At 46.0% G+C, this 14,476-nt stretch carries 9 protein-coding genes; 3 read left to right on the plus strand and 6 right to left on the minus strand.

Translation table 11 applies throughout. The annotated features are described in order from the left end of the window. Nucleotides 1-25 precede the first annotated feature (25 nt). Nucleotides 26-2,098: a hypothetical protein gene (locus K7B67_RS21105; RefSeq protein ID WP_252177820.1), complete on the plus strand. Its 2,073-nt coding sequence runs from the start codon at nucleotides 26-28 to the stop codon at nucleotides 2,096-2,098. A gap of 109 nt (nucleotides 2,099-2,207) precedes the next feature. After that, nucleotides 2,208-4,295 carry a hypothetical protein gene (locus K7B67_RS21110; RefSeq protein ID WP_252177821.1) on the plus strand — a complete coding sequence of 696 codons (2,088 nt, stop codon included), beginning with the start codon at nucleotides 2,208-2,210 and terminating at the stop codon, nucleotides 4,293-4,295. A 27-nt stretch (nucleotides 4,296-4,322) separates the two neighbouring features. Here K7B67_RS21110 and K7B67_RS21115 read toward each other — a convergent pair whose 3' ends face one another. Genes K7B67_RS21115 through K7B67_RS21125 form a run of 3 tightly spaced genes read right to left on the minus strand, consistent with a single transcriptional unit; the run spans nucleotide 4,323 to nucleotide 7,217 of the window. Next, nucleotides 4,323-5,090 (minus strand): metal ABC transporter permease, encoded by a 768-nt coding sequence (locus K7B67_RS21115; protein ID WP_252177822.1) that lies wholly within the window; start codon nucleotides 5,088-5,090, stop codon nucleotides 4,323-4,325. Further along, entirely contained in the window at nucleotides 5,087-5,992 is a 906-nt protein-coding gene (locus tag K7B67_RS21120; protein ID WP_252177823.1) for a zinc ABC transporter substrate-binding protein, read from the minus strand. Before K7B67_RS21120 ends, K7B67_RS21115 begins: the two co-directional genes overlap by 4 nt. Then, the gene (locus K7B67_RS21125; RefSeq protein WP_252177824.1) at nucleotides 5,976-7,217 is read right to left on the minus strand and encodes a hypothetical protein; all 1,242 of its coding nucleotides are present in this window, start codon (nucleotides 7,215-7,217) and stop codon (nucleotides 5,976-5,978) included. Before K7B67_RS21125 ends, K7B67_RS21120 begins: the two co-directional genes overlap by 17 nt. Before the next feature lie 406 nt (nucleotides 7,218-7,623). Between K7B67_RS21125 and K7B67_RS21130 the strand changes: the two genes are divergently transcribed. Then, nucleotides 7,624-8,856 carry an SLC13 family permease gene (locus K7B67_RS21130; protein ID WP_256484606.1) on the plus strand — a complete coding sequence of 411 codons (1,233 nt, stop codon included), beginning with the start codon at nucleotides 7,624-7,626 and terminating at the stop codon, nucleotides 8,854-8,856. A 17-nt stretch (nucleotides 8,857-8,873) separates the two neighbouring features. On the opposite strand, the gene K7B67_RS21135 is transcribed toward K7B67_RS21130, so the two are convergent. From K7B67_RS21135 to K7B67_RS21145, 3 genes are all read right to left on the minus strand, one after another. Further along, nucleotides 8,874-10,982: an AsmA family protein gene (locus K7B67_RS21135; RefSeq protein WP_252177826.1), complete on the minus strand. Its 2,109-nt coding sequence runs from the start codon at nucleotides 10,980-10,982 to the stop codon at nucleotides 8,874-8,876. A gap of 113 nt (nucleotides 10,983-11,095) precedes the next feature. After that, complete coding sequence (iscB, locus tag K7B67_RS21140; protein ID WP_252177827.1) at nucleotides 11,096-12,316, minus strand: RNA-guided endonuclease IscB; 1,221 nt, start codon at nucleotides 12,314-12,316, stop codon at nucleotides 11,096-11,098. A 308-nt stretch (nucleotides 12,317-12,624) separates the two neighbouring features. Then, nucleotides 12,625-14,397, minus strand: coding sequence for a hypothetical protein (locus K7B67_RS21145; RefSeq protein ID WP_252177828.1), 1,773 nt, complete (start codon nucleotides 14,395-14,397; stop codon nucleotides 12,625-12,627). Nucleotides 14,398-14,476 lie beyond the last annotated feature (79 nt).

Below are 14,476 nucleotides of genomic sequence, written 5' to 3' on the forward strand. Positions count from 1 at the left end.
TTAATAGAGGGATTTATCGATGCATATGGATGTAAACGTTACTGGAGCAGGTGCTTGCGGACTTAATAAAAGCAGCCTCGCTGAAAAGAATGATGAAAATTCTGATTCACAAAAGAAAGTATTCAAAGGTTTTTCAAGAATGCTACGGGTTGGGGGTGCATCCCTTACACCGGTAGAGAAGATGCAAAAGCTTGATGCTATTGTGCCAGATTGCAGTCATCAGGCTGCGAGTCGGACGATTCCCGAGCGCAAAGTTTCCCACTGCATTACTTCTGATGATTGTCAGGGCGTAGATGAAGCCAGTGGCCTACTGAGTGAGACCTTTACCGCTAAGGAAGTGGCTGAACGTCTTCGAACGACCATTGTAGACCTCATACATTCACTGGGATATGAAAAACTCATAAGAGAATATGGTGAAGATGATCAAAGAGATGAATTAATAGAGATTTTTATCGATTTTGTTTTATATCAGGAAGGTCTGGTCCATGATCGGTGCCTTACTGTTGAAGGTAGCCCCAATAAATACGTGGCGGGTAAAACCATGAGTCAGGGGCGGGTTGAGGAAATACAGTCTTTCCTGAAGTTTATTTTTACTGAACGGGCAGTAAAGGAATCGAAACGTTATGAACCTCTAATAAATTATCGTTTTGGGGACATGCTGGCTGATTATCTTAATAAAAAAGAAAACGAACCGGATGATGTTATCCCAAAGATTGTGATTTCAAAAAGATTTGGCTGCACTGAATTTAGGTACGTGAAATTGTTGGAAGCTATATTTCCATTTTTTCAAACCCTTCTTGGTGAAAGTGGCTTTTTTTCTGAGCTGTTTGTTATCTTTGATTTTGTCAAAAAATTCAGACAGGAAATCATTGATAGTGCTTGTGAACCGTGTCAAGACCACAATCTTATAACCATTGCTCTACGCCTCAGTAATGATATAAGAGAGCCTTTTAATCAAGAGGTTATGGAGGTTATTTTTTCCAGACGCTGCGATGGTATAGTCAATGCTATGTTCGATAACTGCGCTGTTGGGACTGACACTGAAGTGAAACGGGCAGGCAGATTAAATCTAAAATTCGGTGAAGAGCTTGAATATGATATAAATAATCAACTTCCTGAGTCACAACGTATGGTTCTTAGTAGTTTTTCATCTCGACTCAAACAAAAAGGAATGAGTTATTACCCTACCAATAATGGCAGATCTGCTGCACGCTACGGTTTTCATGATAGCTTTACCGTATTACCTTTTTACGACTTACCGAAATGGCTTGAAATAAACTGCACACCTTACCATTCTGATGATCAACTCGCAGAAATATCTTTTGAGAAAGTGATTGAAGTGATTGATTCAATGCGCAACGAAGGGTTGATTGATTATAGTTCCGGCCATAAACACGTCGATGCCTTGAGTGCTACCCAGGGTGATACCAGTGTACTTCTGGCATTGGAGTCTGAGATCCAGCGACACCCTTTTTTACTGAGGGCGTTTGGAAATAATGATCGTATCCTGCAGGACGATGAAGCTCAATGGTATAAAACATTTGCTGATTACGATCCAGGCTTAAAACCATTTGCCTTAAAGCGGTTAAATAAGATCATTGACCGATACAATAAAAAAATAGAAGAAAATGACACTGAAAAGCCAAACCATAAAGGGAGCACTGATTCGGAAAAAAAAGAGAGGCTTGAGCAATTTGCAAATTTTTATAGCCAGCTTGTTCATAGTACGACGCTACAAAAGGTGTTAGGTAATGTTACTGCCAATGTGAACGCAAAATGTATGGCGATGTCGTTACTGCACATTACCGGAGCAAAATCTGTTAAAAAATTTTCAACACTGGAATTTCGTTTTTTCCGTTGTCCGAAAACGGTACAGGAAATCAAGTTGATTAACCAATTTTTGCAAGTCTGGTTTCAAAACCTTAATCAGAGCAGAAAGGATAAGACCCCTTTGCAGCCTGTTCCTGAAAATATCCGATCCTGCAAAGATTATACGGCAGAGGAAGTTCAGGCTAAAACCATTGATTACCTCAGAGAATTAGGTCTGAATCCGGAGGATTATCGCTGTTTTTGGAGCGAAGTACGGGATATTCCGTGAAGCAGGCCAGCTCTGAAAATATGAATCATTGTTCTGAAAATTTTTTGGAAATTATTAGCCTGAAGCATTTATAGCTCAAAAGAATTAAATATATTCAACAGAGGGATTTATGAATACAGACACTAGCGGAGCAGGAGCTTGCGGACTTTATAAAAGCAGCCTCGCTGAAAATAATGATAAAAGTTCTGATTCAGAACAGAAAGTAATCAAAGGTTTTTCAAGAACGATACGGGTTGAGGGTGCATCCCTTACACCGGTAGAGAAGATGCGAAAGCTTGATGTTATTGCGCCAGATTGTAGCCATCAGATTGCGAGTCGGACTATTCCCGAGCGAAAAGCTTCCCACTGTATTACTTCTGATGATTGTCAGGGCGTAGATCAAGCCAGTGGCCTACTGAGTGAGACCTTTACTGCTGCACAAGTAGCTGAACGTTTTCGAACGACCATTGTAGAGCTCATACAGTCACTGAGATATGAAGAAATCGTAAGAGACTTTGGTGAAGATGATCAAAGAGATGAATTAATAGAGATTTTTATCGATTTTGTTTTACATCAGGAAGGTCTGGTCCATGACCGGTGTTTTACTGTTGAAGGCAGCCCCGATAAATACGTGGCGGGTAAAACCATGAGCCAGACGCGGGTTAAAGAGATAGAGTCTTTCCTGGAGGCTATTTTTACTGAACGGGCAGCAGCTGAATCAAAAAGAGAAAGGGGTAGATTATGTTATATCCTGGGGCACATGCTGGTTGATTATCTTAATAAAAAGGAAAACGTACCCGATGATGTTATCCCAAAGGTTAAGTATCGTTTTGGCTCTCGGAATGAAATTACCTACGAGCAATTGTTAAAGGATATATTTCCATTTTTTGAAACCCTTCTTGCTCCAAGAGGTCTTTTTTCTGAGTTGAGAGTTATCTTTAATTTTGCCGCGAACTTCAGGCAGCAAATCATTGATAATGGTAATACACTCTATGGCGATGTAAATTTGTTGACCAGTGCTTTGCGCGCCAACAAAAGCGGTATGAGAGAGTTTTTTAATCGACATGTTATGGATACTATTTTTTTCCGGCGCTGTGATGATATTATCGATGCCCTGTTTGATGCTTGCCCTTTACCGACTGGCAATGAAACGAAAACGGAAAACAGATTAAACCTTAAATTGGGTGAAGAGCTTGAATATGATGTAAGAAATTTATCTTCTGATTCAGAGGGTACGCTGGTTGGCATTTTTTTACTTCGATTCTCAGAAAAAGAGTTAACTCATCAAATTAAGAATAAAAAATCTGCTGTGTGCTATGGATTTGACAGTAGCTTTACCGTGACTCCTTTTTATGACACACAGAATTGGTTTGAAATAAACTGCACGCCTTATCATCCTGATGATCAACTCGCGGAATTATCTTTTAAGAAGGTGATTGAAGTGACTGATTCAATGCGCAAAGACGGATTGATTGACTATAGCTCCGGGCATAAACACGTTGATGTCTTGAGTGCCACTCAGGGTGATACCAGTGTGCTTCTGGCATTGGAGTCTGAGATCCAGCGACACCCTTTTTTACTGAGGGCGTTTGGAAATAATGATCGTATCCTGAAGGAAGATGAAGCTCAATGGTATAAAACATTTGCTGATTATAATCCAGACACGAAACCATTTGCAGTGAAGCGGTTAAATTGGATCATTGATCAATATAATAAAAAAATACACGAAAGTTGTGATGAACAGTTAAGCCATAAGTTAAGCCATAAAAAGCATACTGATTCAGAAAAAAAAGACAGGCTTAATCAATTTGCACATTTTTATAGCCAGCTTGTTCATATGACGTCCATACAACGGGGGGTTGGTAGAATTAATGATTGTAATATGGAAAAGTATATGGCTATGTCTTTGTTACATATCACCGGAGCAAGAAAAGTTAAAAAAATATCAACACTGGAATTTCGTTTTTTCCGTTGCCCGAAAACGGTAGAGGAAATTAAGCTGATAAACCAATTTTTACAAGCCTTGTTTCAAACTATTCAACAGCGCAGAAAGGATAAAACCCCTTTGCAGCCTGTTCCTGAAGGTATCCAATCCTGCACAGATTATACGGCAGAGGAAGTTCAAGCTAAAACCATTGATTACCTCAGAGAATTAGGGCTGAATCCGGAGGATTATCGCTGTTTTTGGGGTGAAGTAAGGGATATGCCAGAAGGTTAAAACCCTTCTGGCTTTTTTCATGGGTTATTAGCGCCTGCTCAATACCCTGAACAGAACACAAACCACAGCCAAACTGACGACAATGGTCGCCCCACCGGGAAAGTCATAAAGACTCGACAGTACCAGCCCCAGAACCAGACCTGCCAAGCCTGTCAGATACCCTGAAGTAAGCGCTTTTTTTCCAGACAACTGATTGACGGCCAGTGCCGGCATAATCAAGGAGCTGAACACCAGATAGACACCCACCATTTTGACACTCAGTGTCACCATCAAGGCAAAAACAGGATAAAAGAGCCTGCCATCAAGAATGTGTGGTCTGATGGCTATCCCTGTAAGAAATGCCAGACTGGTCAGCCCCGGAACGATCATATCCTGCCAGCCAAGCCAGAGGATATGACCATTCAGAGCTTTGGAAATATGTTCCGCCCCGTGGGGATCACTGGCCATAAGCAGGGTGATAGCAGCCGCAGAGACCACATAAATGCAGCCAATGATCGCTTCCAGTTCTTTTTCGGCATACTTGGCCAGCCAGGCAATCAGGCCAGCACCACCAATGGAAAAGGCAAAGGGCATAAAAGTCCCTGATATCGTGGCGCCGTCATGGCTGTGAGCCTGTGACATTGTCAGGATATGAGCGACAATGGCACCCATAGCCGCGATCTGGGCAATGGCCAGATCCATAAAGACAATGCCACGCTTGAGAACCTGTCGCCCCAGCACCAGATGAGTACTGAAAACAATGATGCCTGCCACAAGGGCAGGCAGCATAATTGCGATAAGAGTCCACTCCATCATGGTGCCGAAGTCGCTTTCAGCAGCTTTTGAATGAGATCGTCATACAAGCTGATCAGGTTGCTACTCTGTTCGCTGCCACCCACTGTCATTGGTAACTCTATGGCAGGTACACCGGCTTTCTGACTTAACCAGTCCGCTCCTTTCCTGTCCTGGTAAGAGGCGTACACGATGGCATCAATGTGCGTCTTTTCAGACAGTTCCAACAAGGATGCCAGGTGTCTGGTTGAAGGTGGCAGACCGGGTTTGGGTTCCAGGTCGGCAGCAACATTGACACCCAGCCACTTCAGCAGATAGTCAAAGTCGCTGTGATAGGTTATCAGGGTTTTACCTTTTAACGGTGCAGCTTCTTTTTCCCAGCGCTTGATATGGGTCTCCCACTCTTCTGAGAGCTTTTTGGCGTTGGCCAAATATTCATCTTTATGCTGAGGATCAAGCTTTGCCATACGTTCAGCCAGCGCCTGAGCGACTTTCACCATCCGATAAGGATCAAGGTGAAGGTGAGGGTTTCCTTGCGGGTGAACGTCACCCATGGTGGGATCGACCTTCTCAAGCTTATCAATGGTTTCAATCTGGTCAGCAGCAAAAAACAGCCCTTTGTCTCCGCTCTGGACATTGGGATTGGCTGATTTCATCTGTAGCACCGGCAGCCAGCCGATCTCCAGTTCAGCACCTGAGCAAACGGCTATGTCAGCTTTCCTCATTTTTGAGATCAGTCCCGGACGCGCCTGAATATGATGAGGATCCTGTAAGGCGGTCGTTGCCGTATAAATTGTTGCTTCAGGTGCAATCTCTGCTGACAATGCCGCCCACTCCGGTTCACAGGCAAAAACGGTCAATGCCGCATGACTGGATACCGGTAAGGCCAGGGCGGATGCCAGCAACAGTTTAGAAAGCGTGCGCATCGTGGGCTCCCAGGGACATAACATACTGAAGGGTTACAATGTTGTTGTTGGCGTTATCGAAACCATCGCCGGTCTGATGGGTGTATTGCAGCCTGACTGTGGAGAAGTGGGAGTGACTCCAGGACACCATGAATTCAGTTTCTTTCAGGTTCTTCTCATCGAAATGGTCGCTGTGGGCTTCGTAGCCCTTGAACTCACCGTAACGAGCACCCACCGCCCACTGAGGCGTCATCCGATAAACGCTGCTCAGGTAGAAGCCTTCATTCTTCTCATTGCCTTCGATGGTGTCGCTGAGATCCCGTGTCTGCAGGTATTCCCCAGACAAAGTCAGGCTGCGGTACTTGTAATTGCCATCAGGGGCCCACTTCCATACGGCATCGGCAATATAAGTGTTCTTGCCGGTAAACTGGGCGTTATGAGAATGGGTATGGGCATGAGCCTCTTCTTCTGAAGTCTCATGATAGTGTTCTTGCTCATGGTCGTGACTGCTGATGCTGGCACCGTTGTCATTTCTCAGGTAGCTCAGGCCCAGCTGCCAGCTGTTCTCTTCGTTAAAATCACCACCCAGTTTGGTAAAGGCGGTGTAGACACCCACTGATTTTGGATCGGTTAAATCCGCAGCCTGCATCTTGGTACCGCTGAAGGCTTCGGTACCGATAGTCCAGAAGGTATCGGTAGGCAGCACATAACTCAGGCGAACACCGTCGTCAAAATAGTGAGACCCCAGCATGGCACGGTAAGCAGCGGGTCGTTCAACAAATGAATCGGTGTGAGTGTGCAGACCATTCAGGTAACCGATATCAGACAGGAATCGACCCGCCCGAACGCTGAAACCGCCGGGAAGCGCCAGAGTCTGGATAAATGCCTCTTCTGTTTCGAATTCGGTTTTGCCATCGTGCTCATGTACGACACCGGTGAACTTACCGTAGAAAAGATCATCAATAGCTGCACTGACACCCAACTCAATATGACCCAGACCAAACCCTTTTCCGTATTCGCTCAGAGCGCTGTCGGATGATTTGTAATGGCCATCCAGAATCAGGCTGAAGTTTGGACTGAAGTCTTCAGCATGAACAGTTGCGGTTGCTGACGCTGCCACCAGAATCAACGCTTTGGCCATTCGGCTGTAAGCCCCTCTTTTGCGAGAAGCTTTTTTACAGGGAGTTGCCAGGGCGGATTGGGAGTGAACGTCAGTTGAAATAACCGGCGAGTTTATTGCAGGCACGGAGGGCTCCTGTTGTGTGAATGGTCACTGTGTCGGGTGATAAAAACGCAGTGGATATTTGTTAAGACTACAAATGTTATAACATAACATTTTGTTCTCTCAAGTTTTTTGTGAACATTGTTGATTTTCGGGGTCGGAGCTTTGGCCTGCTCATATATCTCCGAACCCGATGGCTTTGATCGTTAACAAAGTTTCCTTTTAAGTGACATCAATCAACAAAAGATGGCCAATAAGCCGTTAATCTGCCGCCATCAAAACCCGTAGTGATTTATGTTGAAAAAGGAATCTTGCGATTAACACTCTAACTCTTCCATTAAGGCTCGCCATCATAGGGGGGTGGGCTCTCATCAGTTATTTCCTGGGGCAGGTACTGGTCGAACAGCCCGATACACAGCTGGGCTTATTTATGCTGCTGCTTTTTGCCGGATTGTGGATGACAGAAATTATTCCGCTGGCCGCTTCGGCCATTTTGGTGCCCGTCATTGCTGCGCTGCTTCATTTGCTCGACTTTGCCAAGGGTATGTCGAATTTCTCCTCAACCATTATTTTCCTGTTTATGGGCGGCTTTACTCTGGCTGCGTTGCTGAACAAATACGGAATAGATCGTTGGCTGGCTGAACGGGTGACTTATCTGGCGGGTGGTCGTCTATGGGTTTCTATTATCCTGTTTTTCTCAGTGGTTTCTTTCTTGTCCATGTGGATGAGCAACACATCCACAACCGCCATGATGCTCCCGATTGCCATTGGTTTGATTGATAAGCAGTATCCCAGAATGCGCACCTTTGTGGTGCTGGGTACGGCTTATGCCGCCAATATTGGTGGTCTGGCCACCGTTGTCGGTTCTCCACCCAACGGCATCGCTGCTGCGGCTCTCAATCTGGATTTCATGACCTGGATGAAAGTGGGTCTGCCCAGCACCGTGATGTTATTCCCCGCGGTATTGTTTTCCATGTGGCTGATTATCCGTCCGGAAAAAGACGCCAAGGTCAACCAGACCCGTGGCAGTGACTTTGCAATGAACTGGAGCCCCCAGGCAAAAGGTACCATTGCCCTGTTTGTGTTCACCGTGGTGTGCTGGATTTTCGCCAAGCCCATCAGCCAGTTCCTGGGCGTTAAAGACTTTGATCGTCTGGTTGCATTTGCGATTACGGCTGCGGCACCCGCGCTTGGGCTGATTGGCTGGAAAGAGTTGGAGAAGAAAATCGACTGGGGCATTTTGCTACTGTTCGGCGGTGGCCTCTGTCTGTCCATGGTGCTCCAGGGAACAGGAACATCCGCATGGTTGGCCGGAAACATCATGACCTCACTGAGTGACGCTCCCGGCTGGTTGCTGATTATGGCCAGTATTACCCTGATGATTTTCCTGACCGAAATGGCATCCAACACCGGCTCGGCAGCGATTCTAATTCCGGTCATGATTGCCCTGGCTGATCAGTTTAACCCTGCGATCACCTACTCGCTGGTCTTTGGTGTCGGTGTGGCGGCGACCTGTGCCTTCATGCTGCCGGTAGCCACACCGCCCAACGCTCTGGCCTGTGCTACCGGTGAGGTAAAACAGAGCCAGATGCTGAGAGCGGGTATGGTGTTGAATATTATCAGTATCTTTGTGGTCTACTTCAGTGTGTCCACCTTCGGCTGATAGTCGCTGGTACCTTACTATTTGAAAAGACCTTTCAGGGCATCTTTCAGGTGCCCGGCTTTTTCTTCAATCTCTTTTTCCACACGCTTTTTCACTTCCTGTCTGGCCAGCGCAGCAATTGTGTCGGCCAGGCGTTCGGTGTCAACACCACACTCCAGCTGATCCAGCTTACCCTGACAACGAACCGGCCAGGTGACGTTGACGTAGTCTTCGTTAACCTGACAGGCGGGATCACTGTCAGGAGCGCGGTTGCCACTGATGTTCAGACCGACATGATAATCCATAGTCTGCTTGACCAGATTGACTTCGCCATCACCCTTGAGGTTCAGGTTGGTCAGGGCTGCGGTCAGATCCTTGTTGTAGGCTACCCCGTTGCGAACGTTAAAACTGCCTCCAAGCTGGGTGAATTGGGTGCTTTGACCCCAGTCTTTTTTCTGCAGTTCCTTCTTGCGAATTCTGGCAATTCCCTCGCATACCAGCTTGTCAAAGTTGGCCTGGGTAAAGGCTCCCTTATTTACTTTGAAATCGACCTTACCGTTCAGGTTACGGGTCAGGACACTTTCCAGCTGGCCGTGGGTTGTCAGGTCCATGTCGGCATTTACTTTACCCTCAATGGACTTCAGAGCCGGTATCGGTTTAGCCAGGGCCTGTAGGTTAATAGCTTGCAGGTCTGCTGTTGTCTGTATTTCGGGATCACCTTTTTTCCGAACATCCAGCCTGGTGTCCAGATCAATGGTGCCTTCATAAAAACCAGAAGTCAGCATGATGTTCTGACGTCCGTTCAGGGCTTTGAGCTGAACTGAGGGCTTGTTAAACGTGAGTTTTGCAACGGTCAGAGAAGCCAGCTCCAGAGAGCCTTTGATGTTCAAAGGGCGCAGGGCATCTTCCGGAATCAGTGGTAGCTCTTTTGGCTGAAGCTCTTTTGGCTGAAGCTCTTTTCCAGCACTTGAAGCCACAGCTGGTGGCTCTGTGCTCTGAACGCCTTCAGACTTGCCTTTAGATTGTTCTTCTTTGGCGGCTGTCTTTTCAGTGGCGGGTGGCAGATAGCGATCCAGATTCAGGTCAGTGCCTTTGAACTGGAAGGTTATGTCCTGTTTATCCAGACTTCCGATTTTGAAAAAACCATCCATCTTGAAGCCGTCAAGCGTCAGATCCAGTTTATCCGCAGAGAAGCTTTTACCATCGGTGTTAAAAGAGCTTTTGAAAGCCATTTGAGTCATTGCCTCAGGATCTGCCATGGGGGGAAGCGAGATCTTGAGTTCTTTGAGCAACTTGCCCGGATTGAATTGAGTGACATCCAGATGACCTTTCACCATCAATGGATGTTGCTGGACATTTATGGCACCGACAATTTGCAGGGCTTCGGCGCTCTCCTCGGTAAGGTTATCGACTGCCGGGTTGGCAAAGATCTTGAGGTCTTTCAGATCATAGGTGCCTTCTTTGAGGTTGAATTTTAGAATACCACTGACGTCAGTCGTGAGTGTCAGGTCAGGTTCACTGCTTTTGATATGAGCCTTCAGATTGAAATCAAAAGGTTCGTTGTTGCGAATCGCCCCGGTTTCCAGCCCTGCCTGATCAACCCGGTAGCTTTTGCCTGTGCTTTTGTCGTCGTAACGGATCACCAGCCCTTCAACGCTGACATTGGCAATATCCAGCTCAAGGGTTGCAGATTCGGTGGTACCTTCGGGCGTTGTAACTGTTGTGGTTTCTGTTTCAGTGGGCTGGCTACCCGCTTTTTTGGGCGCATACCAGTTGCCTTTGCCGGACTTGTCCTTGACCAGGTTCAGCTCCAGCCCCATCAGTTTGGCTGTTTGCATCTCGACTTTTTTGCTTAACAGAGGCAGCAGTTTAACGCTGATTTCAGCAGTACCCAGCTTTGCCAGCTCGGAGTGGTCAGTCCCTTTAATATTCACATCTTTAAGGGAAAGCCCCAGCCAGGGAAAGACCGACCAGCCAATGGGGCCATCAATCGTGAGCGTCAGGCCGGTGTTGTCGTAAACCAGTTTGGAAATATCGTCCCGGTAACGATTGGGATCAATCACTTTGGGAAGAATCAGGGTGGCGGCAACAACAAGAATAATGATGCCAGCTACCACAAAGGCGATGAGTTTTAGTGGACGATTCATGAGAGACCTCGGGACCTTAGAGGATTTAAGGCATTGAGAGAGTTTTTATCGAATTTTGCGTAAAACCCCTCCTTTAGCGGGGGGGATGTAAGCAACGAATCCGCCAGGATTCGCTATGCACAATGTTTGAAGTCGATCAGGGTTGTGCTTCTAGCACTTAACCTTTTACAGCCCTTCTTAATTGTTGTGCTGGTTATTGTAGTTTTACCTTCTATATCCATCAATACAGCATATCCTGTAGACATTCTGCCTTTGATGAACCCTTTACCCTTTTGGGTATTTACATAGTCGAACTTTTTAATGCCAAACAACTTGCCAACAGGAATTTTCTTTTCTGATCTCTGCCCTTTGTGTAACTGATAGTCACCTTTAGAGACATGAACTTTCTGATACAAAACTGGACTCGGTTTAACCAGCTCCCCATGTTCACAGCAAATAGCTACAGCATCATTGAAATGGGTTTTGGGTAATTTCAAAATCGTTTCACGCTTGAATTTTGTCTCATACCCAAAGGTTTCTTTGAATGACCAGTTTTTCTTTAACACTTCCTTGATGATGCTGACTTGGGTAGCGTGTTTAGTCTTGCTTTTCTGACCCTTAATCTCAAATTTCCCATCGTGTAAATCCTTGTGGCACCTTTCACATAGGGTTATCAGGTTGCCTGGCTCATCTGTTCCGCCGTTTGATCGAAATACAATATGATGAACGTGTAATTTTTCACTGTGCTTCACCTTCTGTTTTGAATGACATTTGTATCCATCACGATCAAGGACATAGGCTTTGACGTTGTAATAATCCTTCTGTTTTCCTTCCTGATAGCCCCTTCCTGACACTTCAGGGTTGGTTATCTTGTGAATGTCAAAACTGGCCGTTTCTACATTCCATCGGGTAACAGGTAAAATCATTTCAACCTGTTTCTTTTCCCTGAAATGGGACTGAACCTTAGACCTTACAGAAGGTGGAAGCCTTCCGAACATGGTTGAGTTTTTCCGGTTCAAAAATCTGGGCTTTCTGTATCGGGTTTTTCTGTTACGTCTATTGCTTCGATACATTCTCCTTTGATCCATTTTTTTCTTAATATCGGTTCTAAGCTTGACTTGAGACTGATATACAACCTTGCCATTAGATATAGCAGCACAGCCGATAACCTTAGAGCCAGTATCCATACCAGTCACTACAGTTTGCTTATAGCCTGTAGAGCCAAACTGTAGTTGTATGGTGAATGGTGTCCTTGAAACAACCTTAGCCTTACTCTCTTTCAAGAGCTTTCTAGCCCGTTGGGGCTTGCATGGCATTAATGGTTCACCATTTTTGTTGAGTACGTAAACTAGCATTCAGTCTACCTCCTTCGAGTTGTGCTTACGCTGATTTGTAGGATCAAACCAGTTTCAGACTTCCTTTCGACCAGTTATAACGGCTTCGCAATGTGGTTGACTGTCTATAACCCAATAAGACTGTTTACAGAGCCACGATAGAGCAAGGAACTAAGGCGACATTCCAAGGTATCTACATCCGAAATAACGTTTACTATTTTTGTCTCTCCTAAATAGTGGTCTAGTCAACAAGGGCTTTTACAAGCCCGTTCCTTTAGGGACGGGTAGTTGACTACTTGATCAGGATAGTGTACCGCAAGTGTATTAATTTAACTTTCCCAAGCCTGAAGGTTTTTCAGAGACTTAACTGAGCGGGTCCAGGGGTAAAGCACCTGGGCAGCGTTTTTCAGTTGTGGTGAATTGAGAACAGCCAGAGCTTCTTTACTGCTGGTGAACTGACCTTGAATGAGGACATACCAGTCTTTCTGGTTTTTACGGTATCGGGCTGTGACAGCCGATCGTAATTCCGGGAATCGTTTTTTCAGGTTTTCAATGGCTTCCGGCTTGCTGGCTGTAAACCACTGGATAGTATAGCTGTTGCCCGGCCCGCTGATGATGGTCTCTTGTGGCTGAGCAGCCCTCTGGGAGTAAACCTGCTGAGTCTTTTCAGGCTCACCCGAAATAAGACGCTGTAGTTCATTAACCGACCGGATTCTGGGGTACAGGCGTGAAGAAATATGAGCCAGTTCCGGATTAGAAAGTGCTCTATCAGCCTGACCTTTACTGTGGTAGGGAGGGCCTACCAGTAAAAACCAGTCCCGCTGCCCTTTTCGGTAGTGAATGATCTGGGTGTTACTTAACTGTACATAGCGCCTGCGGACTCTTTCGAGGGTATCCCTTCGGGTTCCAGCCAGCCACTGAATGGCGTAGCTATTCCGGGAGGCTTCAAGAATATTATGTTGAGTGGGCTCCCGGTAGTTTCTGGCCGCTTTTGGACGACTGTATACGTTGATCTCTTCTCTGGCTGAATAATTATTCTGTGGATAGTTTTGTGAGTAGTCTTGTGGATAGTTTTGTGGATAGTTTTGTGGATAGTTTTGTGGATAGTCTTGTGGATAGCGTTCCACTTCAGGCATTTTCCGGGTATAACGTTGCTGAGGCGAAGTACTGTAATTCAAATCCGGTGCTTGTTCATAAGCACTGGGCTGCTGGTAAGATTGAAAGCGTGGCTCAGAAACCTGGTAAGGGTCGGAGTTGTAGTCCCGTTCAGTTTCTTGTTGCTGAACCTGTGGATAAGCGGGGACGATACTGGCAAACAGTCGATTATTATCCGGTTGCACTGGAGTGTTGTTTACATAACGCTGTTCGTTGGATGGCTGTGAGAGATCGCCGGGATCTCTGAGCTCTCCCGGCATAATCAGGTTGAGCTTCTGGATGCTGGCCAGAGAGCGTGTCCAGGGGTAGAGCTTGTCGGTCATCAACAACCGGGGAGGACTGTTGAGGGCTGTCATTGCTGATTGTTGATCTTTGAAAGGGCCGTCCAGAAGTACAAACCAATCTTTGTTGTTGCGCTGGTAACGAACAATCGTCGCCTGTTGCAGCACCGGGAAACGACGTTGTAAATCTATTAATGGCTCTTTGGTATGAGTTGCAAGCCACTGGATCACAACACTGCCATGTTTCGAACTCAGTAGCTCCGTGACTTTTTGCCGGGTTTGTTGTTCAGGAGTCGTCTGTTGATAGGGTTTGGAATAGCGATCTTGCCGTTGATCGACAGGTTGTGCTGATTCCTGTGCAAAGTAGTTTTCTGGCTCAGCTTGAACCGGCTGATAGTGCTGCTGAGGAATAGACTCAGGGTAGCCATTATTTCTATCTGAAACAGAGTAAGCAGCAGTTTCCAAAGGTTGTTCGTAGCGGTCCGTCTGACTGCTTCGGCACAGCCAGTCGCTGTTTGGACCAGAACGACAATCCCATGATGAACTCAACGCCAGAGGTTTTGGAGGTAATAGAAGAGCGTCCGCTGAAAAAGCAGTAAGTGTTGTCAGGGTAGCAACAACTCCGAGCCTGAGCATTTTGTCCGTAAACAGCACTCGAGGAGGCATGAATCAGATCCTTCTGACCATTGCTTCTAACAAATCAGATTTGTAAATCAATTGCAAGTGTTATGTTGAATTATTTTTT

Source organism: Endozoicomonas sp. 4G (assembly GCF_023822025.1).
In the GTDB taxonomy this organism is placed as follows: Bacteria; Pseudomonadota; Gammaproteobacteria; order Pseudomonadales; family Endozoicomonadaceae; genus Endozoicomonas_A.

Excerpts from the sequence above, each read along its gene's own strand:
- K7B67_RS21105 (WP_252177820.1), top strand. The coding sequence starts at position 26 with ATGGATGTAAACGTTACTGGAGCAGGTGCTTGCGGACTTAATAAAAGC.
- K7B67_RS21110 (WP_252177821.1), top strand. The coding sequence starts at position 2,208 with ATGAATACAGACACTAGCGGAGCAGGAGCTTGCGGACTTTATAAAAGC.
- K7B67_RS21115 (WP_252177822.1), bottom strand. The coding sequence starts at position 5,090 with ATGATGGAGTGGACTCTTATCGCAATTATGCTGCCTGCCCTTGTGGCA.
- K7B67_RS21120 (WP_252177823.1), bottom strand. The coding sequence starts at position 5,992 with ATGCGCACGCTTTCTAAACTGTTGCTGGCATCCGCCCTGGCCTTACCG.
- K7B67_RS21130 (WP_256484606.1), top strand. The coding sequence starts at position 7,624 with ATGCTGCTGCTTTTTGCCGGATTGTGGATGACAGAAATTATTCCGCTG.
- K7B67_RS21135 (WP_252177826.1), bottom strand. The coding sequence starts at position 10,982 with ATGAATCGTCCACTAAAACTCATCGCCTTTGTGGTAGCTGGCATCATT.
- iscB (WP_252177827.1), bottom strand. The coding sequence starts at position 12,316 with ATGCTAGTTTACGTACTCAACAAAAATGGTGAACCATTAATGCCATGC.
- K7B67_RS21145 (WP_252177828.1), bottom strand. The coding sequence starts at position 14,397 with ATGCCTCCTCGAGTGCTGTTTACGGACAAAATGCTCAGGCTCGGAGTT.